Origin of the sequence: Brevundimonas sp. PAMC22021, assembly GCF_019443405.1 — a bacterium.
Classification (GTDB): domain Bacteria; phylum Pseudomonadota; class Alphaproteobacteria; order Caulobacterales; family Caulobacteraceae; genus Brevundimonas.
Window position 1 is genome coordinate 2,340,180 of record NZ_CP080376.1, and the last position, 21,088, is coordinate 2,361,267.

General features: G+C 69.1%; 17 protein-coding genes. 5 read left to right on the top strand and 12 right to left on the bottom strand.

Annotated elements, in window-relative coordinates:
* Positions 1–7 precede the first annotated feature (7 nt).
* Positions 8–1,822 carry a glutamine--fructose-6-phosphate transaminase (isomerizing) gene (gene glmS / locus KY493_RS11575; RefSeq protein ID WP_219896488.1) on the bottom strand — a complete coding sequence of 605 codons (1,815 nt, stop codon included), beginning with the start codon at positions 1,820–1,822 and terminating at the stop codon, positions 8–10.
* A 159-nt stretch (positions 1,823–1,981) separates the two neighbouring features.
* On the opposite strand from glmS, the gene glmM reads away from it, so the two are divergent.
* Positions 1,982–3,331 (top strand): phosphoglucosamine mutase, encoded by a 1,350-nt coding sequence (gene glmM / locus KY493_RS11580; RefSeq protein WP_219896489.1) that lies wholly within the window; start codon positions 1,982–1,984, stop codon positions 3,329–3,331.
* Here the strand turns inward: glmM and KY493_RS11585 are convergent.
* The 4 genes from KY493_RS11585 to KY493_RS11600 all read right to left on the bottom strand — a co-directional run bounded on the left by KY493_RS11585 (position 3,328) and on the right by KY493_RS11600 (position 5,927).
* Entirely contained in the window at positions 3,328–4,263 is a 936-nt protein-coding gene (locus KY493_RS11585; RefSeq protein WP_255567876.1) for a right-handed parallel beta-helix repeat-containing protein, read from the bottom strand. The two genes, glmM and KY493_RS11585, sit on opposite strands and share 4 nt — an antisense overlap.
* Before the next feature lie 8 nt (positions 4,264–4,271).
* Complete coding sequence (locus KY493_RS11590; RefSeq protein WP_219896490.1) at positions 4,272–4,979, bottom strand: hypothetical protein; 708 nt, start codon at positions 4,977–4,979, stop codon at positions 4,272–4,274.
* Positions 4,980–5,011: 32 nt separating this feature from the next.
* Positions 5,012–5,497 carry a hypothetical protein gene (locus tag KY493_RS11595; RefSeq protein WP_219896491.1) on the bottom strand — a complete coding sequence of 162 codons (486 nt, stop codon included), beginning with the start codon at positions 5,495–5,497 and terminating at the stop codon, positions 5,012–5,014.
* Positions 5,498–5,570: 73 nt separating this feature from the next.
* Entirely contained in the window at positions 5,571–5,927 is a 357-nt protein-coding gene (locus KY493_RS11600; RefSeq protein ID WP_219896492.1) for a ribonuclease, read from the bottom strand.
* An 89-nt stretch (positions 5,928–6,016) separates the two neighbouring features.
* Here KY493_RS11600 and KY493_RS11605 point away from each other — a divergent pair, with 89 nt between their 5' ends.
* From KY493_RS11605 to KY493_RS11615, 3 genes are all read left to right on the top strand, one after another.
* Complete coding sequence (locus tag KY493_RS11605; RefSeq protein WP_219896493.1) at positions 6,017–7,021, top strand: LLM class flavin-dependent oxidoreductase; 1,005 nt, start codon at positions 6,017–6,019, stop codon at positions 7,019–7,021.
* A gap of 64 nt (positions 7,022–7,085) precedes the next feature.
* The gene (locus KY493_RS11610; RefSeq protein WP_255567877.1) at positions 7,086–9,290 is read left to right on the top strand and encodes an AGE family epimerase/isomerase; all 2,205 of its coding nucleotides are present in this window, start codon (positions 7,086–7,088) and stop codon (positions 9,288–9,290) included.
* Between the two features lie 46 nt (positions 9,291–9,336).
* Positions 9,337–10,173 carry an aldo/keto reductase gene (locus KY493_RS11615; protein ID WP_219896494.1) on the top strand — a complete coding sequence of 279 codons (837 nt, stop codon included), beginning with the start codon at positions 9,337–9,339 and terminating at the stop codon, positions 10,171–10,173.
* A gap of 167 nt (positions 10,174–10,340) precedes the next feature.
* Here KY493_RS11615 and KY493_RS11620 read toward each other — a convergent pair whose 3' ends face one another.
* From KY493_RS11620 to KY493_RS11635, 4 genes are all read right to left on the bottom strand, one after another.
* On the bottom strand, positions 10,341–12,536 hold the full coding sequence (locus KY493_RS11620) for a 3-hydroxyacyl-CoA dehydrogenase NAD-binding domain-containing protein (protein WP_219896495.1): 2,196 nt from the start codon (positions 12,534–12,536) through the stop codon (positions 10,341–10,343).
* A gap of 17 nt (positions 12,537–12,553) precedes the next feature.
* Complete coding sequence (locus KY493_RS11625; protein ID WP_219896496.1) at positions 12,554–13,759, bottom strand: acetyl-CoA C-acetyltransferase; 1,206 nt, start codon at positions 13,757–13,759, stop codon at positions 12,554–12,556.
* A gap of 137 nt (positions 13,760–13,896) precedes the next feature.
* Complete coding sequence (locus KY493_RS11630; protein WP_219896497.1) at positions 13,897–14,124, bottom strand: hypothetical protein; 228 nt, start codon at positions 14,122–14,124, stop codon at positions 13,897–13,899.
* A 56-nt stretch (positions 14,125–14,180) separates the two neighbouring features.
* The gene (locus KY493_RS11635; protein ID WP_219896498.1) at positions 14,181–15,422 is read right to left on the bottom strand and encodes a PQQ-dependent sugar dehydrogenase; all 1,242 of its coding nucleotides are present in this window, start codon (positions 15,420–15,422) and stop codon (positions 14,181–14,183) included.
* Positions 15,423–15,533: 111 nt separating this feature from the next.
* On the opposite strand from KY493_RS11635, the gene gluQRS reads away from it, so the two are divergent.
* A complete protein-coding gene (gene gluQRS, locus KY493_RS11640; protein WP_219896499.1) occupies positions 15,534–16,394 on the top strand; it encodes a tRNA glutamyl-Q(34) synthetase GluQRS in 861 nt (286 codons plus the stop codon).
* Here gluQRS and KY493_RS11645 read toward each other — a convergent pair.
* From KY493_RS11645 to KY493_RS11655, 3 genes are all read right to left on the bottom strand, one after another.
* Positions 16,378–17,184 (bottom strand): TIGR02186 family protein, encoded by an 807-nt coding sequence (locus tag KY493_RS11645; RefSeq protein WP_219896500.1) that lies wholly within the window; start codon positions 17,182–17,184, stop codon positions 16,378–16,380. The genes gluQRS and KY493_RS11645 overlap by 17 nt on opposite strands.
* Positions 17,184–18,107 (bottom strand): sulfite exporter TauE/SafE family protein, encoded by a 924-nt coding sequence (locus KY493_RS11650; RefSeq protein WP_219896501.1) that lies wholly within the window; start codon positions 18,105–18,107, stop codon positions 17,184–17,186. The genes KY493_RS11645 and KY493_RS11650 overlap by 1 nt, the downstream gene beginning before the upstream one ends.
* A 101-nt stretch (positions 18,108–18,208) precedes the next feature.
* Positions 18,209–21,088 carry a hypothetical protein gene (locus tag KY493_RS11655; protein WP_255567878.1) on the bottom strand — a complete coding sequence of 960 codons (2,880 nt, stop codon included), beginning with the start codon at positions 21,086–21,088 and terminating at the stop codon, positions 18,209–18,211.

Consider the following 21,088-nt stretch of genomic DNA (forward strand, 5'->3'; position numbering starts at 1 on the left):
CGCGTCCTCACTCCACCGTGACCGACTTCGCCAGGTTGCGGGGCTGGTCCACGTCCGTGCCCTTCTGGACGGCGGTATAGTAGGCCAGCAACTGGACCGGGACGGCATAGACGAGCGGTGCGATCAGAGGATGGCAGTCCGGGGCGTCGATGCGGCGGATGCTGGCGCCGTGGGGGGCTGGGGCGGCCTCGGGGGCGATCATGATGACCGGGCCGCCGCGCGCCGAGACTTCTTGCAGGTTGGAGGCGGTCTTTTCGAACACGTCGTCCAGCGGCGCAAGGGCGACGGTTGGGGTTTCCTCGTCGATCAGGGCGATGGGGCCGTGCTTCAGCTCGCCGGCGGCATAGCCCTCGGCGTGGATGTAGCTGATCTCCTTCAGCTTCAGCGCGCCTTCCATGGCCAACGGGAACATGGCCCCGCGGCCCAGGAACAGCACATCGTCGGCCTTGGCCAGATCGTGAGCGACGGCGCGGACGGCGCCGTCCATCCGCAGGGCGTCCGCGATCAGGCGCGGGCTCTCGAACAAGGCTTTGACCAGTTCAGCCTCCTGAGCCGGGTCGATCCGGCCCCGAGCCACGCCGGCGGCGACCGCCAGCGCCAGAAGCGCCGCGACCTGGGCGGTGAAGGCCTTGGTGGAGGCGACGCCGATCTCCGGGCCGGCATGAGTCGGCCACAGCACCTCGGCCTCGCGCGCCATCGATGACGAGTGGACATTGACCACGGCCGCGGTTCTCAGCCCCTCGCGCTTGCACCACGTCAGGCTGGCCAGCGTGTCGGCGGTCTCGCCCGACTGGCTGACGGCGACCGCCAGGGCGCTCTTGCCGAGCGCGGGCGAGCGGTAGCGGAACTCAGACGCGATCTCGACGTCGCAGGGCAGGCCGGCGATGCGCTCAAAGGCATAGCGGCCGATCTGGCCGGCGTAGAAGGCGGTGCCGCAGGCGATGATCTGGATGCGGTCGATGGCGGCGAAGTCCACGGCCGGCGCCTTCGCCTTGCCGGTCACCAGATCGAGGTATTCCGACAGGGTGTGCTGCACGCTGTCGGGCTGCTCATGGATCTCCTTTTCCATGAAATGCCGATATTCGCCCTTCTCGACCATGGCCGAGGAAGCCGAGACCTGGACGATCGCGCGTTCGACGGCGGCACCGCTCGCATCGAACATGCGCGCGCCCGAAGGGTCGACGGCGACGTAATCGCCTTCCTCCAGATAGGAGATCTTCTGGGTGAACGGGCCAACGGCCAGGGCGTCCGAGCCCAGGTACATCTCGCCCTCGCCCCAGCCGACCACCAGCGGGCTGCCGCGCCGGGCGCCCAGGATCAGGCCGTCCTCGCCTTCGATCAGCACCGCCAGCGCATAGGCGCCGGTCAGCCGGTCCAGGGTCGCCTTGAAGGCGGCGAGCGGCGCCGCGCCTTCAGACAAGGTCTGATCCAGCAGATGGGCCACCACCTCGGTGTCGGTCTGGCTTTCGAACACATGACCCCGCGCGGTCAGTTCGGCCTTCAGTTCGGCGAAGTTCTCGATGATGCCGTTGTGCACCAGCGTCACGCGGCCGGCCCGGTGCGGGTGGGCGTTCGGCACGTTCGGCGCGCCGTGCGTCGCCCAGCGGGTGTGGCCGATGCCGACCGTGGCCTTCAGCGGCTCATCCGCCAGCACCTCTTCCAGGGCGCGGATCTTGCCCTTGGCTCTGCGGCGCTCGATCCGGCCATCGACGACGGCGGCGACGCCTGCGGAATCATAGCCCCGGTATTCCAGCCGCTTGAGGCTGTCGAGCAGACGCGGAACGACCGAGCCTTCGCCGGTGATGCCAATGATGCCGCACATGGGAATGCTCCAGAAGAGACAGGACAACTTGCCGGCTTTGCAGCGACGGCGTGATCGGACTATGCCATCCGCATCGTTCCGGTGAGCGTCTAGGCAAACGAAAGCCTGATCGCATCTAAATCCGGGTTTCGGAAGGTTTCCTGACAGCGAGACGGCATCTTGAGCCAGAGAAAATACTTCGGCACCGACGGCATCCGGGGACGGGCCAACACGCATCCGATGACGGCCGAGGTCGCCCTGCGGGTCGGCCTGGCCGCCGGCAAGCTGTTCCGCACCGAGGCGGATCGCCGCCATCTGGTGGTGATCGGCAAGGACACGCGTCTGTCCGGCTACACCATCGAGCCGGCGCTGGTCGCCGGCTTCGCCTCGGTGGGCATGGACGTGCTGACCTTTGGCCCGGTGCCGACGCCGGGCGTGGCGATGCTGACGCGCTCGATGCGGGCGGATCTGGGGGTGATGATCTCGGCCTCGCACAACAACTATGCCGACAACGGCATCAAGCTGTTCGGGCCCGACGGCTACAAGCTGTCGGACGAGATCGAGCTGAAGATCGAAGCCATGATGGACGAGGGGCTGGGTGAGGGTCTGGCCGCGGCGGGTGAACTAGGCCGCGTCAAGCGAATCGACGACGCCCAGGGCCGCTACATCGAAATCGCCAAACAAGCCTTTCCCAAGCGCCTGAGCCTGAAAGGGCTGCGCGTCTGCATCGACTGCGCAAACGGCGCGGGCTATCGCGTGGCGCCGACCACCCTGTTCGAGCTGGGAGCCGAGGTCTGCTCGGTCGGTGTCGAGCCCAACGGGGTCAACATCAACGCCGATTGCGGCTCGACCCATCCGGCGGCGCTGGCGGACGCGGTTAAGCGTTACCGAGCCGACATCGGCATTGCGCTGGACGGCGACGCCGACCGGCTGATCATCTGCGACGAAAAAGGCCAGGTGGTCGACGGCGACCAGATCATGGCGCTGGTCGGCATGGACTGGGCGCGACGCGGCCTGCTGACCGGCGGAGGCGTGGTGGCGACCGTCATGTCCAACCTCGGACTGGAGCGGCGGCTGAAGGCCGAGGGCCTGACGCTGGAGCGCACCAAGGTCGGCGATCGCTACGTCATGGAGCGGATGCGCGAGGGCGGCTTCAACGTCGGCGGCGAACAGTCGGGCCACATTATCCTGCACGACTTCGCCACCACCGGCGACGGCCTGATGGCGGCGCTGCAGGTGCTGGCGGTTCTGGTCGAGTCCGGCAAGCCGATGAGCGAGCTGGCGCGCCAGTTCGATCCCGTGCCCCAGCGGCTGGAGAACGTCCGCTTCACCTCGCCTGCGCCGCTGGACACGGCCGGCGTCAAGGCCGCAATCTCCGAAGCCGAAGGCGCGCTGAATGGCTCAGGGCGTCTGCTGGTGCGCCCGTCCGGCACCGAGAAGCTGATCCGCGTCATGGCGGAAGGCGACGACGAGGCGCTGGTCCGGCGGGTGGTGGCCGACGTCTCGGCCGCCGTGCGCGCGGCGGGCTAAAGGGCGCGGTTGCGCTCCACGGTGTTGCCGACCGCATTGTCGCCGTCGTCGGCGCTGGACCCGAACGGCCATCCGGCGTCCGCCCCGCAGTAAGGTCGCCCCCCCTCGCGCGATCCGACCACCACCAGCCGCGGCCTGAGCCAGGACGCGCCGGTGAAAGTGTTGTCGGTGATGCGGTTCCACGACGGCGTCTGGTGCCGGATCACGCCGTCCTCGCCGCAGTTTCGGTACAGGAAGACGCCGCCGCGGCCCTGCAGGTCGAAGCGGTTGCCGGTGATGCGATTGGCGCCCGATCCATCCATGGCGATGATCTCGCGGCCAGTGCGGACGCTGAAATCGTTGTTGTCGATCACGGCGTTGGCGCTCTCGGCGTCCAGATAGACGGCCGTGGACACCGAGCGGCCGGTGAAGGTCGAACCGCGCATCGTCGTCCGCGTGACGCCCGGCCCGACATAGAGCGGGATCGATCCATTGGCCTCGATCCGCACGGCGTCCAGCGTCACGCCGCTGGGCGCCGCCGCCTGCGCTGCGCGGGTGAAGTCGGCCTGGCGAGAGGCGTCGCGCAGATCGCTCATCGCGCCGCCCGCCCCCATGCCCCAGATCCGCACGTTGCCGAGGATGACGCAGCGGCGGATGGAAACGTCTCGAGGCGCGCTCCAGCCTGCATGTGTCCGACGCGACCAGACCGCCACCGTCGGCAGCTTGGTCGTGCCGGGGCGGTGAGCCACGCCGACGCGCCCGCCGCTGCAGTCGAGACCGGCGCCGGACGCTTCCGCGCCCTCGATCAGCACCGGCCGTTGAACATGGGCGCCCGCCTGCAGCACTGCGCGGCAGGCGAGCCGGTAAGGCGCAGCCGACGGGCTCAGCAGATCGGCCATTTCCGCCGGGGTGCAGGCCCGCGCGGCTGGCTGCGCCAAGACCAGGGCCGCCACCAGGCCGATCACGACACGGGCGCGCTCAGCGCCAGCCGCTCGGCTGCGCAACCCGGATGCGTCAGACCTGATCGTTGCAAGCCTTGAACCTCGCGGCGCAGGTCGGGCAGGTCGGCCCGAAACTCCTCCGTCGCCACGATCTCCGCCCCCAGGCGGCGACCCAACGCTTCGCCCTCTGCGGCCTCGTCCGGCGTGACAAGGCCGCAGATCGCCTGGCTGACGCCAATCTCATGCCCGATGCTCCGGATCGGCGAAGCGGCCTGAGGCGCTGCGGCTGCAAGGACTTCGGCGTAGGCGGAGCCCAGTATCGTCTCGGGCCGAAGACGGGCCTCGGACTCATCCGTCTCGCCCCCATGCCGCCGGCAGGCTCTTCCACCCGCCTCCGCTGGCCTGGACGGGGGTTTTCGCCGCAGCCGCTCCGCGACCTTCGCCGCATCGCTGAACACCCTGGCCAAGGCCTGCTCCAACGCCCTGGTCTCGCCGGAGGCGGAACGGACGCCCAGGGCGCAGTCGAAATGTTGCAGCGCATACCGAGGCCGCAGTTCCGCATGCGCGGTCGCCAGCAGCCAGCGGTCGCCGCCGGCGACGACCGCCTGCGGCGCCCAAGGCGCCGCCTCATGCGACATCAAGCCGCTGGTCGCGCCAGCAATCCGGGACGTGTCGAGGTATCCGGAAACGACCGGCGCCGCAGGCGTGGTGGCGCAGCCCGCCAGCATGCTCAGGGCAAGAGCCGCGGCGAGGTTCGTGCTTATCGCCCGGCGTTCCACGTCAACTGGACCGAGGTTCGGCCCGCTTCTCCGGGCGAGGCGACCACCTGCAGACTGGCGCTGTCCGGCTGGGCGCCGGCCGCGCCATAGGCGCGCGCGTCGCCCTGGTTCATGCCCATCACCGAGGTCAGCCCGGCGGCTTCGGCATGCTGGCGATAAAAGGCGACCACCGCATCGGGCGCGGCGTCCGTCGCAAAGGTGACAAGCCCCCCTTCGCCGTCGGGGCCGACCGCCGTGGTCGCCGGCTCTTCCACAGCGGCTCCGGGATAAAGCACCGCAAAGCCCGGCGCGCCCGGCGCAGCCGGAGACAAGGTCGTGCTCGCGCTCTGAGCCGTGGGAGCAGCCACAGGCGAGTCCGCAGTGGGCGGGGGCGTCGGGAGGTCCGCCTGGACGCGCTCGGCCGTGCGTTCGCATCCGGCCAGCCCAAGCGTGACAAAGGCGGCGACCGCCGCCCATTGGCGAATCATCGAAACGTGCGTCCCTGAACCCGAGAAGTCTGCTTCGTCACCGTGGCGCCTCGCTGTGGCGCCCGCAAGGCGATCAGCCCGAAGCGGCGTCCGCATCGTTGCCACGACCGCCCTCTGCAGGGTCGCCGGCGGGCCCGGTCAGATCGTCGCCGGTGTTGTTGATCGGGTCAGGATCAACATCGGACGGCGACTGCGGATCAGCCGAAGCCATGCCCTCGCTCGCCAGCGTCTCATTGATCCGGTCCTGATCGGCGTCGCTTTCCGAGCCTGACGCCGATCCGCCTTCCAGCGAACCGGCGCGGGTGTCCGATCCCATGTCCGTCCCGCCCAAGGCGTTCGACAGGGTGTCGGCCTGATGACCCAGGTCCGGCTTCTCACCCATGTCGGCGGCTTCCATGGCTTCACAGTTCTCGGAAGAGGAATCGGTCATCGGGCGCTCCTTGGATGTCGCCTCATCAAAGCGCGGGCGCCAAGGCCGGTTCCCCTTGATCGGCGGGATCGGACCCCGATCTAGCAGCCATGATCCCCTTTTCCGTTCTTGACCTGTCCCCCGTCGTCGAAGGCGGCGATCTCCGTCGCGCCATGGACGAGACTCTGGCCTTCGCTCAGGCCGCCGACACCCTTGGTTACGAGCGGTTCTGGCTGGCCGAGCACCACAACATGCCGGGCATCGCCAGCGCCGCCACCGCCATCGTCATCGGCCATGTGGCCGCGGGCACGCAGCGGATTCGCGTCGGCTCGGGCGGGGTCATGCTGCCCAACCATGCGCCGCTGGTGATCGCCGAGCAGTTCGGCACGCTGGAGACGCTGTACCCGGGCCGTATCGACCTGGGTCTTGGCCGGGCGCCCGGAACCGACGGGGCCACCGCACGCGCCCTGCGGCGCTATTTCGAGGCGGCGGACCAGTTCCCCCGCGATGTGGCCGAGCTGATCCACTATTTCGAGCCGGCGGTCGAGAACCAGGCTGTGCGCGCCGTGCCGGGCGCCGGTCTGCGCGTGCCGATCTGGCTGCTGGGCTCCAGCCTGTTCAGCGCGCAACTGGCCGGTCAGATGGGTCTACCCTACGCCTTCGCCAGCCATTTCGCCCCCGAGATGCTGAAGGAGGCGCTGGCCATCTACCGGCGCGAGTTCCGTCAATCGGAGCGGCTGGACAAGCCGCACGCCGTGGCCGCCATCAACGTCTTCGCCGCGGACACGGACGAGGAGGGCCGTCGTCTATCCACCTCCATGCAGCAGAGCTTCGCCCGCCTGCAACGCGGCCGGCCCGGCCTGTTGCCCCCGCCGGTGGACGACATCGAAGCGGTGCTCTCCCCCGGCGAGCTCATGGGCGCCCAGAGCCGCCTGCTCTATTCCGCCGTCGGCGGTCCCGAGACCGTGCGCGACCAGATCCGGTCCTTTATCGAAATGACCAAGATCGACGAACTGATGATCACGGGCATGATGCACGACAATCAGGCTCGCATCCGCAGCCTGGAGATCGTGGCGCAGATGCGGGAACAGCTGGCGACTACATCGGCCAACTGAAACTCGCGCTTCTCGCGCTAACTTATGCTGACGCTCGCCGCGCGCCGCCATAAGGTGTGTGGTGATGATGAAGCTCTATCCCGTGATCATGTGCGGCGGCTCGGGCACCCGACTGTGGCCGGCGTCGCGACCTTCGCGGCCCAAGCAGTTCATTCCCCTGTCGGGCAACCGTTCGCCGTTCCAGGAAACGGCCATGCGCGTGGCGCCGCTGGCGGAGGGCGGGCGGCTGCTGGTCGTGGGCGGCGTCGCCCACCGCGACGCCATCCTGTCTCAGCTGGACGCCGTGGGCATCGAGGCGCAGGTGCTGCTGGAGCCCGAACCCCGGGACTCGGCGCCCGCCATGGCCGCCGCCGCGCTCTGGACCGCCCGGCGCGATCCCGACGGCGTCAACGTCTTTGTCGCCTCTGATCACCACATTCCCGACGAGGTCGCCTTTCGAGCGGCTGCATTGGACGCGGCGCGGGCTGCGCGCGAGCAGGGCCGCATCGTCACCCTTGGGGTGAGACCCAGCGCGGCGTCCTCCGCCTATGGCTACATCGCGCCACAAGGCGAAGGCTTGTCTCCGGTATCCGCCTTTGTTGAAAAGCCTGATCCGGCCACGGCGCGCCAGTACATTGACGCCGGCTACGTCTGGAACAGCGGCAACTTCATCACGCCCGCGGGGCTGCTGCTGGAGGAGCTGCGCCTCTCGGCCGCCGCCGTGGAGGCCGCCGCCTCCGCGGCCCTGCCGACTGGCGGGAGCCCTGTGATCGTCCTCGGACCTGAGTTCGCCGACGCGCCCAAGATCTCGATCGACTATGCGGTGATGGAGAACACGCGCCGCGCATCGGTGCTGCCGGTCGACTTCGAGTGGTCCGATCTGGGATCCTGGGACGCCATCAAACAGACCGGTGAAGGCGACCTGGGCACGCACCTGTTCGAGGATGCGGAAGGATGTCTCGTTCGCGCTTGCGACGGGGTGATGGTGGCGGCTGTCGGCGTGCGCGACCTCGCCATCGTGGTCGAGCCGGACGCCGTGCTGGTCGCCGACCTGTCACGTAGCCAGGACGTCAAGGCCGTCGTGGAGCGGTTGAGGACCGCCTCGCCTCGCCACCTCGATTTCCCGCGCGAGACGCCCGAGAGCCTGCTCGACGGCGCGCGCCGCCTGGCGGAATGGATGCGGCTGTCGGCGCTTCCGACCTGGAGCGCCTTGGGTCAGGGCGAAGACGGCGGCTTCCGCGAGGTTCTGGCTCTCGACGGTCGATTGGTGCCGTCCTCGCGCCGGGCGCGGGTGCAGTCCCGCCAGGTTCAGGTGTTCGCCGAGGCCGGCCGGCTGGGTTGGCGCGGTCCATGGCGGCGTGCGGTCAGGTTGGGACTGGAACGGATCAACGCCATCTATCTGCGTTCGGACGGGCTGATGCGGACGCGCCTCAACGATGACGACACGCCCCTGGATGAGACGGCGACCCTCTACGACCAGGCCTTTCTGCTGTTGGCCCTCGCCGTTGCCTGCGATCAGGCGGAGCCTTGCGCCGCGAACGCCGCTCGCACTCGCGATGCGCTTCTGGACGCCGCGCCTCCTTCGGGCGGGCTGATCGAGACGGGTTCTCATCCCTATCAGTCCAACGCACACATGCACCTGCTCGAGGCCTGCATGGCCTGGGAGGAGGCGGGCGGCAACGGCGATTGGCGCAGCCTCTCCGACCGCATCGCCCAACTCGCGCTCACGCAGTTCATCGACGCGGACGGCGGCTTCCTGCGCGAGTTCTTCGACGCCGCCTGGACGCCGGCGGCGGGCGAGGACGGTTTGCTGGTCGAGCCGGGGCATCAGTTCGAATGGGCCTGGGTGCTCGCGCGTTATGCGCGCCTGCGCTCGGACCCCGACGCCCTGGCCGCGGCTCGACGCCTCTACGCCTTCGGCCTCAAGGGCGTGGAGCCTCAGCGCCGGATCGTGGTGGACGCGCTGAACGCCGACGGATCGTTCCGCAGCCGCCGCGCGCGTCTGTGGCCACAGACCGAATGGCTGAAGGCGGCGCTGATCCTGGCCGAGGAATGCCGGGGCGCCGAGCGCGAAGCCTTCCTTCAGGACGCGGCGCGGGCGCAGCGTGCGGTGTGGCGTTATCTGACGCCGCAGGGCCTCTGGCGCGACAAATGCCTGGCCAACGGCGACTTCATCGACGAGGCCGCGCCGGCCAGTTCTTTCTACCACATCATGGCCGCCTTCGCGCAGGTGAAGCAGACGCTGACGACCCTGTATCCGGCAGAGGCCGACAGCCTGACCCTGGGCTGAGGCGCCGCCTTGCGATCCTTTGGCCGCTCCGCGCATTGATGAGCGTATGACACGCCTCGTCACCTTTTCGGATGGGACCACCATCCCCGTTCTTGGCCAGGGCACCTGGGAAATCGGCGACGATCCAGCCTGGCGCGACGAGGAGCAGGCGGCGCTGGCGCGAGGGATCGACCTGGGCCTCACCGTCATCGACACGGCCGAGCTGTACGGCGACGGACGCTCAGAGCGGCTGGTCGGCGAGGTGATCGCGGGCCGGCGCGACGAGGTCTTCCTGGTCTCCAAGGTCCGACCCGAGAACGCCTCGGAAATGAAGATGATGCTGGCCTGCGAGAAGTCGCTGGAGCGGCTGGGCGTGGACCGGATCGACCTCTACCTGCTGCATTGGGAAGGCCGCGTTCCGCTGGAAGAGACGGTGGACGCCTTCCAGGAGCTGGTGGACGAGGGGATGATCGCCCGCTGGGGCGTGTCCAACCTGGATCTTCGCGCGATGGAGCGGCTGATCGACATCGACGGCGGAAACGACTGCGCGGCCAACCAGCTGCTCTACAATCTCGGTTCGCGCGGCGTGGAGTTCGATCTGCTGCCATGGATGCAGGCGCGCGACATGCCGATGATGGCCTATTCGCCGCTTGGGCGCGGAGGGCTGCTCGAGCATCCGCTGATCACCGACATCGCCGATCGCCACGACGCCTCTCCGGCCCAGGTGGCGCTGGCCGCCGTGCTGCGCCAGGACGGGGTGATCGCCATCCCCAAGGCCAGCACGGTCGAACATGTCGAGGCCAATGCCGAGGCGCTGGAAATCCGCTTCGACGCCGAGGATCTGGAACGGCTGGACCGGGTGTTCCCGCAACCGACCAAGGCAACGCCGCTGGACATCATCTGACCTCCTCTCCTCCCCGTCCGCCCTGCGGAAGGGGAGGTGGCGCGGCGCGTAAGCGCCGTGACGGAGGGGCTCTTATCAGGAAGACCTATAAAAGCGCCCCCTCCGTCTCGCCGGCTGCGCCGTCGATCCACCTCCCCATCGCCGAGCGATGGGGAGGTGAAATGCGATCAGGCGGCCGCCTTGGTCTCCGGCGCGAAGCGGCCGTAGAAGGCCTCGCCCTTTTCGGCCATGTCGCGCAGCAGCTGCGGCACCTTGAAGCGGTCTCCGTAGGCGTCCGCCAGGCGATCCGCCGTCTCGACGAACGTCGCCAGGCCGACCCCGTCGATGAAGCTGACCGGACCTCCGGTCCAGGGCGCGAAGCCCCAGCCTAGGATAGCGCCGAGGTCCGCCTCGCGAGGATCGTCGATCACGCCCTCTTCCCAGCACCGCGCCACCTCCACCGCCTGGCGATAGAGCAGGCGTGTCTTGAGCTCATCGATGTGGGCGAAGGCGTCGGGGCTTTCGCCGAAGCCTTCGGTCTGGGTCACGGGCGCGAGTTCGCCCAGGCCCGCCCACAGCGTCTTTGGCTTCTGGTCATAGTCATAGAAGCCCTTGCCGTTCTTGCGCCCGAAACGGCCGTCCTCGACCATGGTGGCGACTAGGTCTTCGCCGGGGTTCGGAACATAGGCGTCGCCCAGGTCCGCCTTGGTCTGTTTGGCGATCTTGTAGGACAGGTCCAGCGCCACGTCGTCGTGCATTTCCAGCGGGCCGCGCGGCATGCCGGTCATGCGCCCGACGTTGTCGATCAGGGCCGGAGAATAGCCCTCGACCAACATCGCCAGCCCTTCGGTCAGGAAGGTCGAGAAGCAGCGCGAGGTGTAGAAGCCGCGGCTGTCGTTGACCACGATCGGCGTCTTCTTGATCTTCAGGACATAGTCGATGGCCTTGGCCAGGGCCGCGTCGCCCGTCTTTTCGCCCATGATGATCTCGACCAGCATCATCTTGTCGACCGGCGAGAAGAAGTGAATGCCGATGAAGTCCTCGGGCCGCACGCTGGCCTCGGCCAGGCCGGTGATCGGCAGGGTCGAGGTGTTGGAGCCGAACACGGCGCCTTCGGACAGCTGAGCCTCGGCCCGCCTGGTCACGTCCGACTTGATCTCGCGGCTTTCGAACACCGCCTCGACCACCAGGTCCGACCCCTTGATCAGGTCGTAGTCGGTGGTGGCGGTGACCAGGGCCAGGGTGGCGTCGTGCTTCTCCTGGGTCATCTGGCCGCGCGACAGCCGCTTCTTCAACAGGTCGGCGACGTGCTGCTTGCCCTTGTCGGCGGCTTCCTGGGTCTGGTCGATCAGCACCGTCTCGATACCGGCCATGGCCTGCACATAGGCGATGCCCGCGCCCATCATGCCGGCGCCCAGCACCGTGACCTTCTTGGGATCGGACTTTTCAACGCCGGCCGGGCGCACCGCGCCCTTGTCCAGTTCCTGCTTGGACAGGAACAGCGAGCGGATCATGGCCTGCGCCTGCGGCGTCATCAGGGTCTTGATGAAGTAGCGCGTCTCGATCCGCAGCCCCGCGTCGATCGGAACCTGCAGGCCCTCGTAGACCGCCTTCATCAGGTTCAGCACGGCCGGATAGTTGCCGTAGGACTGCTTGCGCAGCATGGCGTTGCCGACCATGAAGTTCTGGATGCCGGCCGGGTGGTAGGGGCCGCCGCCCGGCAGCTTGAACGACTTGTCGTCCCAGGGCTGCTGGGCCTTGCCGCCGTTCCTGATCCAGGTCTTGGCGGCCTCGACCGATTGGCCTTTTTCGACCACTTCGTGGACGACGCCCGCGCCCTTCGCGTCGTTCGGACGCCACGACTTGCCTTCGCTCATCTGCATCAGGGCCGCCTGCACGCCGATCAGGCGCGTCAAACGCTGTGTGCCGCCGCCGCCGGGGAACAGGCCGACCTTGATCTCGGGCAGGCCCAGTTGGATCCTGTTGTCGTTCTCGACCACCCGGTAGTGGCAGGCCAGCGTCAGCTCCAGTCCGCCGCCCAGCGCCAAGCCGTTGATGGCCGCCGCCACCGGTTTTCCGCAGGTTTCCAGCGCCCGCAGCGCGCCGTTCAGCTTCCAGCCCGCGTCATATGCGGCCTGCAGGTCGCCCGCGCCGGACAGCATGCCCGAAGCCATGTCGCCGAGGTCGGCGCCGGCGCAAAAGCCGCTTGGCTTGCCGCTGGTCAGAACCGCGCCCTTGATGGCGTCGTCGGTCTTGATGCGTTCGACGACCTGCGGGATCTCGTCCATGACCTGTCCGGTCAGGGTGTTCATCGACCGGCCGGCCACGTCGAAGGAGACGAGGGCGATGCCGTCGGCGTCAACGTCGATCTTGAAGTTTTCCATGCTCATTTACTCCCGGATCAGACGCGTTCGATGACGGTGGCGGTGCCCATGCCGCCGCCGATGCACAGGGTCACCAGCGCGGTCGACTTGTCCGATCGCTCCAGCTCGTCCAGCACCACCGAGGTGATCATGGCGCCGGTGGCGCCCAGCGGATGGCCCATGGCGATGGCGCCGCCGCACACGTTGATCTTGTCGTGCGGAATGTCCATCGCCTGCATGTAGCGCAGCACCACGGCCGCAAAGGCTTCGTTCAGCTCCCACAGGTCGATGTCGGCGGTGGTCATGCCGAGGCGGTTCAGCAGCTTCCTGGACACGTACTCGGGTCCGGTCAGCATGATCGACGGCTCCGAACCGATCGAGGCCGCGCCCTTGATGCGTGCGCGGGGCTTCAGGCCCAGCGCCTGGCCCGCTTCCAGCGAGCCGATCAGCACGCCGGCCGCGCCGTCGACGATGCCCGAGGAATTGCCCGGCGTGTGTACGTGCTTGACCCGCTCGACCTCGGGGTAGCGCTGGTTGATCACCGCATCGAACGCCATCTCGCCCATCATGGCGAAGGAGGGGTTGAGGCCGCCCAGCGTCTGCATGTCGGTGTTCGGACGAATGGTCTCGTCATGGTCCAGGCGCACCAGCCCCAGCTGATCCTTGACCGGCACCACCGACTTGCTGAACCGCCCCTCGGCCCACGAGCGGTCCGACCGCTTGTGGCTTTCCACCGCATAGGCGTCCACGTCGTCGCGGCTGAAGCCGTACTTCGTCGCGATCATGTCCGCGGACACGCCCTGCGGCACGAAGTAGGTCGGAAAGGCCGACGACGGGTCGGTCGGCCAGGCGCCCATGTCCGAGCCCATCGGCACGCGGCTCATGACCTCGACGCCGCCGCCGACGGCGAAGTCCGCCTCGCCCGCCTTGACCTTGGCCGCCGCCATGTTCACCGCCTCGAGCCCCGAGGCGCAGAAGCGGTTGATCTGGACGCCCGCCGTCTCTTGCGACCAGCCGGCGGCCAGAACCGCCGTGCGCGCGATGTCGGCGCCCAGTTCGCCCACCGGCGTCACGCAGCCCAGCACCACGTCATCGACCTTGCGGGTGTCCAGCGCGTTGCGGTCGCGCAGCGCCTCCAGCACCTGGGTCGCCAGCGACAGGCCGGTGATCTCGTGCAGCGAGCCGTCCTTCTTGCCCTTGCCGCGCGGCGTGCGGACGGCGTCGTAGATGTAGGCGTCAGCCATGGTGCGTTCTTCCTTGTCTGCCTCTCCTGTCGCCGCACGGCGAAGGCGAGGGTCCGGTTGCGAAACCTGGCCGCCAAGAGCCCTACGTTTACGTCAACGTCAAGTAAGAAGGCGCGTGATCGAAAACGCGATTCTAATCAGCGATCAGTCAGCGGACTGGCCCCGCCCGTGATGCGGCATACATAGTCGCGCGCCGGCTGGGCGGATTGGGAGCCCGTGGGCTGGAGAATGCCGTCGCGGGCGCGGCAGTCGGCCTCCAGCCTGTCATACTCGGCCTGATAGCGATTGGGCCCGCCGGTGCTGGCGCAGGCGGCAAGCATCGCCAGACCGGCGATCACAAGCATCGGACGGACCGTGGACTTCATTATGACAACCTCCATTGGTCAGACCTAACGCACCGGCGCCGCAAGGCGATCCGGGGTCAGGAGGCGACGGACAGTCGAACCAGCTTGCCGTCGTCCTGATCCGTGATGACCCAGACCGCGCCGTCGGGCGCCACCGCCACGTCGCGGATGCGCTCGCCCAGATCGGTCAGCAGCCGCTCCTCGCCCACCACCCGGTCGTTCTCTATCACCAGCCGCGCCAGCTGCTTGTCCTTCAGCCCCGCCACCAGCAAGTCGCCGTCCCAGCCCGGGAACATGGCGCCCTGATAGAAGGCGGCCCCGCCCGGCGCGATCACCGGATCCCAATAGTAGACCGGCTGCTCCGTGCCTTCGCGCGCCGTGACCCAGGTGCCGGGCTGGCCGTTGTATTCGATGCCGTACGACACCTCGGGCCAGCCATAGTTGGCGCCCGGCTTCTCCAGGTTGATCTCGTCGCCCCCGCGCGTGCCGTGCTCGATGGTCCAGACCGCGCCGTTCGGCTGCACCGCCACGCCCTGCACGTTCCGGTGGCCGAAGCTGAAGATTTCCGGCCGCGCGCCGTCTCGGCCGACAAAGGGATTGTCCTGCGGGATGGTGCCATCCGCATTGATGCGGATAGTCTTGCCCATGTGCGAGTTCAGGTCCTGCGCCTGCGGCCGCATCGGCTTGTCCGACCGCTCGCCCAGGGTGATGAACAGATGGCCCTGGCCGTCGAACGCCAGCGACGAGCCGAAATGCTTGTCGCCGTCATAGGTCGGCTGGGCGCGGAAGATCACCTGGACGTTTTCGACGCGCGCGCCGTCGTCCGACAGCCGCCCGCGCGCGACGGAGGTGGCGTTGCCGCTTTCGCGCGGCTCGGCATAGCTCCAGTAGACCATGCGGTCGCGGGCGAACTCGGGGCTGATCGCCACGTCCAGCAGGCCACCCTGACCACGCGCATCGACGCGGGGCAGACCCTGCACCGGCGCGCTGATCTGCCCTTCGCCCGTGACGATCCGCAGCCGTCCCGGCTTTTCCGTCACCAGCCAGCGGCCGTCCGGCATCATCGCCAGGCCCCACGGATGCTCGAGCCCGGAGGCGACCACCCGGTGCATCAGCGCCTGGTCGGTGCGCGCCGCCGGCGCCCGGGTCTGGCCCTCGAAGGCGGGACGCTGGTCCGGCGCATTGGCCGCCCGCGTCTCCAGCGGCGCTCCGCGAGAGGCAGGGGCCTCGCCGGATTTGCCGGGCGCCTCCCCGCTGGCGCCGCAGGCTGCGGCCAGAACGATCAGCGAGGTCGAGGCGGCGGCGGCGATCAGGCGCATGGGCTTTAGGTCTCCAGGAACGATGCTCGGGCGCAAACGAGCACAGGCGCGACGGCGTTCCAAGCCCCGGCCCATCGCGCGCAAACGCCGCAGCCGCTAGGGTCGCCGCCGATGCTGACCACCCGCTTTGCACCTTCGCCGACCGGCCGACTGCACAAAGGCCACGCCTTTTCCGCCCTGACCGCCTGGCGCGCGGCGCGGGATACCGGCGGGCGTTTCCTGCTGCGCATCGAGGACATCGACCCGACCCGCTGCCGGCCCGAGTACGAGGCCGCCATTCTGGAGGATCTCCACTGGCTGGGTCTCGACTGGGACGGGCCCGTACGCCGCCAATCGGAGCATCTCGACGACTACGCCCGCGTGCTGTCCGATCTCGAAGCGCGGGGCCTGCTTTACCGCTGCTTTCGCACCCGCAAGGAGATCCTCGACGCCATCGGCGACGCCCCGCACGGAGCGGCCGAAGCTGTTCGCCCCGGACCGCACTCGGCTGACGAAGAAGCGCGCCTGCTGGAGGAAGGCCGCCCCTTCGCCTGGCGGCTGTCCCTCGACCGCGCCCGCGAAGCCATCGGCGAAGACGCCTGGCGTTCCCTCGCCTTCACCGAGGACGGCGCCGGCCCGAACGGCGAGACCGGTCGCATCTCGGTCCGGCCGGAAACCGCCGGCGATGTCGTCCTGGGCCGCAAGGACACCGGCGTCGCCTACCACCTCGCCGTGACCCACGACGACGCCGTGCAAGGCGTCACTCACGTCATCCGCGGCCAGGATCTGTTCGAAGCCTCCCACATCCAGCGCCTGATCCAGACCCTGATGGACTGGCCAGAACCCCGCTACCGCCACCACCCCCTGCTGACCGACGCCTCCGGCCGCCGCTACGCCAAGCGCGACCGATCGATGACCCTGGCGGAGCTGCGCAACAGCGGCGTCAGCGCCGCAGATCTGCGCGCAGAACTCGGCTTCAGCTCCGGCGGCTGAACAGGCGCGAGGCGCCGTAACCGGTCAGGGCGGCGAGCAGGACGCACAGCACGCCATAGGTCCAGGGCTGGCGGTGGGCGAAGTCGTAGATGTCGCGCTCGAGCCCGACCTTCTCGACCGTCAGGGTCAGGTTAGAGACCGACGCCGGTTCGCCGTCCTGGAACAGCCACACCTCGGCGTGGTAACGCCCGACGGGGGCCACGGCCGGTAGTTCGACCTCGGCGCGGAACAGGCCGCGATCCACGAAGCTGACGCCCTGCGGATCGGTGTTGTAGAGGGCGGCCGCCTCTCGCAGGCGGATCACGGCGCGGCGCCAGTCGAGGTAATCCTCGCCCAGGCGGCTGACCACCACGTCGCGCACGCCGTAGCGGGTGACGGTGCGGCTTTCCTCCGGCGCCTGGATGCGCAGGTGATCGACGCCGACCCCCAGGCGACGCAGCTGGCCGAAGTCGGCGATGTCGGACAACGGTCGGGTCGAGGCCGTCATGTAGAAGCCGGGGGCGCCCTCGAACAGCACGGGCCGGCTGTTCAGCCAGACGCCGAGGGTCCGCACCTTTCGCACCAGGCGCACCGGCGCATCGGGGCCGCGCACCACCACAACCACGTCGGTCGGCTGGTCGCTGGGGTTGAACACCGCGCCGTACAGCACGATGGAGGCGCCGCGAAAGCTGGAGTCCACATGCACCCTCGCCTCGGTCAGGGCGGCGGCCACGCGCAGGTCATCGGTGGTGGCGACCGAACGCTCGGGCGGCGGCGCCTCGACGGCGGGCGGCGGCAGGGCCTGCATCATCAGTCCGACACCCCCGGCGCGAACAGGAAGACATCGGAGGGCTCAACGAACAGGCCCAGGCCCATCTGCAATCCGACCAGCAGCACGATCAGGCCCAGCAGGGCCCGCAACTCTTCGCCCCGGAACCGCCCGGAAAAGCGCGCGCCCGCCTGCGCGCCCACCACCCCGCCCAACAGCAGGATGGTGGCGAGCACAATGTCCACCGTCTGGTTGCGTCCGGCCTGAAGCACGGTGGTGACGGCGGTGGTGATGATGATCTGGAACAGGCTGGTGCCGACCACCACGCCCGCCCGCATCCGCAGCACATAGAGCATGGCCGGCACCAGGACAAAGCCGCCGCCCACCCCCATGATGGCCGACAGCACGCCTGCGAACACGCCCAGGCCGAACGGCGGAATGGCGCTGATGTAAAGGCCCGAGCGTGGGAACTTCATCCGCAACGGCAGGCCGTATAGCCACAGAGGGCGGCGCCGCTCCTTGCGCGGTGCGGTGATCCCCCGTCGCCGGCGGATGATCTCCGTCAGGCTTTCGCGCAGCATCAGCGTGCCGATCACGCCCAGGAACAGCAGGTATGAGATCGCCACCACCAGATCGGCCTGGCCCAGCAGGCGCAGGTAGCGGAACAACTCGACCCCCAGCAGGGCGCCCGTCGCACCGCCCGCGGCCATGACTCCGCCGATGCGGTAGTCGACCGCGCCCTGGCCCGAGTAGCGGATCACGCCGGACGTCGAGGAGGCGACCACGTGGCTGGCCTGGCTGGCCACCGCCACCGTGGGCGGAATGCCGAAGAACACCAGGATCGGCGCCATCAGGAAGCCGCCGCCGATGCCGAACAGTCCAGACACGAAGCCGACCACCGCCCCCAGGATCACCAGGAGCGGCCAGTTCACCGAAACCTCGGCGATCGGCAGGTAGATATCCAAAGCGCGCGCCTTCGGCTGGAGCGGAAGCGAACAACGCCGAACGGCGAACGGACGTCCTGTCTAGCCGCCCGCCCGCTGCGCCGCCACCCGTGCGCGCACGATCAGCCGGCGGCGTCCGAGGCCTGGAAGGCGTCGGCGGCGCGACGGGCGATCTGGCGTGCGGCAGGGCTGGCGCCGGCGTTCAGCCGCTCATAGGCCGCGCGCGCCTCGGCGTCGCCGGAGCGGGCGGCGATCGCGTACCACTTCAGGGCCTGGGTGGTGTTCGGAGCAACGCCTTGCGCGCCGTTCTCGTACAGGCGGGCGACGTTGTACTGGCTGTCGGTCAGCCCAAGCTCGGCGCCGCGCGTCAGCCACTTCAGGGCCTCCGAGCGGTTCTGACCGCCGCCGACGCCGTCGTACAGATACATGGCGTAGGCGTGCATGCCCTTGGGATCGCCGCCCTCGGCCGCGCGGCGCGCCCAGCGCCGGCTCTCGGCCAGGTCGATGTCCACGCCGCGCTCTCCGGCCTGGTAGAGGCCCGCCAGATGCAGCTGCGCCGAGGGGTTGCCGAGGTTGGCGGCGGCGCGCAGGGTTTCCACACCGGCCGGATCGTTGGCGTCCAACTGCTCGACCGCGCGAGCATAGGTCTCCGCGCCGCGCGTGCCCTCGCCCGGGAAGCCGGCGTCCGTCGGCGTCAGTGCCACGGCTGCCAGCGGAACGGCCGAGGCGTCCGAAGCGGAAGCGACCCCGTCGCCGGGGCGCGACAGTCCAAAGCTGAGGCCGTTGTCCTCGGCCAGGCCGTTCAGGCCGAACAGGCCTCCGGTGACCGCTACCGCGGTGACCGAAGCGAGCAAGGCCTTCTTGGCCGTCGATCCATCCTGCGCCGCCTGCTTGTCCAGCCGCTCCTGCAGCTTGGACTTGCCGCCGCGCCTCAAGTTCAGGCCGAAGCCCAGGCGCGATGGCGCCTCCGCCACCGCGGGCGTCATGGCGGCCCGCGCGGCGTCGATGGTGCTGCGGGTCGAGGCGGCGCGGCCTTCGGCTGCGGCGGCGCTCATGCTGGCGCGCAGACGGCGCGGATCGACGAAGTCGGTATCCGCAGAGAAGTCGTCCTCCGCGTCTTCGATCGGCTGGACGGCGGGTCTGGCCTCCGCCTTGGGGGGCACGGGGGCTGCGGCGTCGGCCGTGGCGTCGAGGGCGTCCGAGACATCGGCGCCGCCGAAGGAGGAGAAGCTGGACGCCCCGAAAGGTCCCGGCGGTGTCGGCGACTCATTCTGTGTGGCGGCGGGCGCCGGCTTCGCCTCGGCGTCGATGTCGCCCCAGTCGTCGTCGGCGTCGAAGGAGGCGTCGGGGAAGGCGGCGGCGCGCCAGTCGGCCTGGGCCGCGTCAGGTGCGAGCTCGGGCGCAACCTCCTCGGCTTCCAGCGGCATGTCGCGGACGGAGGCATGGGCCGGCGGCGCCGAAACGGCCGCGGCTTGCGTCGGCGTACGCTGATCGATGCTCTCGCGCGCCTCGGCCAGCAGGCGGGCGGTGCGCTCCTCGCTCAACCGCATGCGTTCGGCCAGCTCGCCGGAGGCGCGGTCGTAGCGCTGCTCGATCCGGGTGGAGCTTTCGGCCAGCCGCTGGCCGATGTCGTCCAGCGCCTGCTGCGAGCGCCGCTCGGTCTGGGCGATCCGCTCCGACAGTCGTTCGGAGATGCGGGTGATCTCGCCGCCCAGACGCTCCAGCGCGACGGCATGGCGATCGTCGGCGGCGGTCAGCCGCTGCTCGATCCGCTCGGCCTGCCGCGAGAACTGACCGTCGATATGGGCGGCCTTGCTGGCGAAGTCCGCCTCGGCCTTGGCCAGACGGCGGGCGATGTCGGCTTCGATCCGCGATGAAAGCTGAGCGGCCTTGTGCGCCACCTCGCCATCGACCTTTTCAGCCAGCGCGCGGGCCATGGCCTCCATCTGCGTGGCGGGCGACGCGCCTTCGGCCCGGGTCAGACGCTCGCCCAGGTTCTGGGCGATGCGCACCACCTCGCGGCCCATGGCCTCAATGCCCTCGGCGGACTTCTCTTCCGACGCCTTGACCTGATCGCCGACGGAGGACAGCGCCCGCTCCAGACGGTCCATCCGGTCTTCGGCCTCGGCGTCATCCAGGCGACGCATCATCTCGATACGATTGCCTTCGACCTGGCGCGCCAGGGTCTCGGCCAGCTTCTCGAAGCGAACGGCCTCGCGCGCGCCTTCCGGCTCGATGCGAGCCTCGGCCGCGTGCAGGCGCTTGTCGAGGTCGGCGAACGAGCGTTCGAGGTTCCGCAGGGCGGCGGTGGTGCGGCCCTGGGCCTGGTCCAGGCGCTGTCCGACCTGGGCCAGCGCATCCGCGCTCAGCGTCCCGGCCGGCGCGCGGGCAGCGGCCTTTTCCACCGCGTCCATGCGCGTGCGCAATTCGTTGACGCCGCCGCGCTGGCGTTCCTCGATCTCGTAGAGGCGACCGGCCAAAGCGCCGATGGAGGTCTCGATCTTTCCGAAACTTTCCAGCGTCCGGGGGCCGTGGTCCTGCTCGAACTTGCGAAGGCGCTTCTGACCTTCTCGCATCTCCTCGACCAGCTCATCGGACCGCTCGGCCTGGGTCTTGGCGGCCGTGTCCTGGGCCTCCAGTCGACGCACCAGACCGGCCACCGCCTGATCCACGCCCTGAATCGCAACGGTGGATCTGCGCTCCGCCGCCTCCAGACGCGAGGCGATGACGTCGACCGAAGCGCTCAGCCGCAGCCAGTGCTCGTCGGGGCTGTCATAGGCGTCGTCCAGCCGGCGCGAGCGACCACGTCGCTCGAACGCCTCGGCCACCTGCGGGCGCCGCGGCAGGGTGGCGTAGCCTTCGTCTTCCTCGCCGTCCTCCATGATCATGGAGTTCAGCCACTCGCCCAGGGTCATGCCCGAGCGACGCGCCAAATCCTTGGCGATCTCGCGGGCCTTGGGGTCGATGCCCTTAACGCTCCAAGGCGCCGCCGCTGCGCTCAC

What these genes read in the sequence shown, in the direction of transcription:
- KY493_RS11625 (WP_219896496.1), bottom strand. Translation starts at nt 13,759, where the DNA reads ATGGCTGACGCCTACATCTACGACGCCGTCCGCACGCCGCGCGGCAAG.
- KY493_RS11600 (WP_219896492.1), bottom strand. Translation starts at nt 5,927, where the DNA reads ATGACCGATTCCTCTTCCGAGAACTGTGAAGCCATGGAAGCCGCCGAC.
- KY493_RS11590 (WP_219896490.1), bottom strand. Translation starts at nt 4,979, where the DNA reads ATGCTGGCGGGCTGCGCCACCACGCCTGCGGCGCCGGTCGTTTCCGGA.
- KY493_RS11635 (WP_219896498.1), bottom strand. Translation starts at nt 15,422, where the DNA reads ATGCGCCTGATCGCCGCCGCCGCCTCGACCTCGCTGATCGTTCTGGCC.
- KY493_RS11645 (WP_219896500.1), bottom strand. Translation starts at nt 17,184, where the DNA reads ATGATGCAGGCCCTGCCGCCGCCCGCCGTCGAGGCGCCGCCGCCCGAG.
- KY493_RS11615 (WP_219896494.1), top strand. Translation starts at nt 9,337, where the DNA reads ATGACACGCCTCGTCACCTTTTCGGATGGGACCACCATCCCCGTTCTT.
- gluQRS (WP_219896499.1), top strand. Translation starts at nt 15,534, where the DNA reads ATGCTGACCACCCGCTTTGCACCTTCGCCGACCGGCCGACTGCACAAA.
- KY493_RS11610 (WP_255567877.1), top strand. Translation starts at nt 7,086, where the DNA reads ATGATGAAGCTCTATCCCGTGATCATGTGCGGCGGCTCGGGCACCCGA.
- KY493_RS11630 (WP_219896497.1), bottom strand. Translation starts at nt 14,124, where the DNA reads ATGAAGTCCACGGTCCGTCCGATGCTTGTGATCGCCGGTCTGGCGATG.
- KY493_RS11595 (WP_219896491.1), bottom strand. Translation starts at nt 5,497, where the DNA reads ATGATTCGCCAATGGGCGGCGGTCGCCGCCTTTGTCACGCTTGGGCTG.
- glmS (WP_219896488.1), bottom strand. Translation starts at nt 1,822, where the DNA reads ATGTGCGGCATCATTGGCATCACCGGCGAAGGCTCGGTCGTTCCGCGT.
- KY493_RS11620 (WP_219896495.1), bottom strand. Translation starts at nt 12,536, where the DNA reads ATGGAAAACTTCAAGATCGACGTTGACGCCGACGGCATCGCCCTCGTC.
- KY493_RS11605 (WP_219896493.1), top strand. Translation starts at nt 6,017, where the DNA reads ATGATCCCCTTTTCCGTTCTTGACCTGTCCCCCGTCGTCGAAGGCGGC.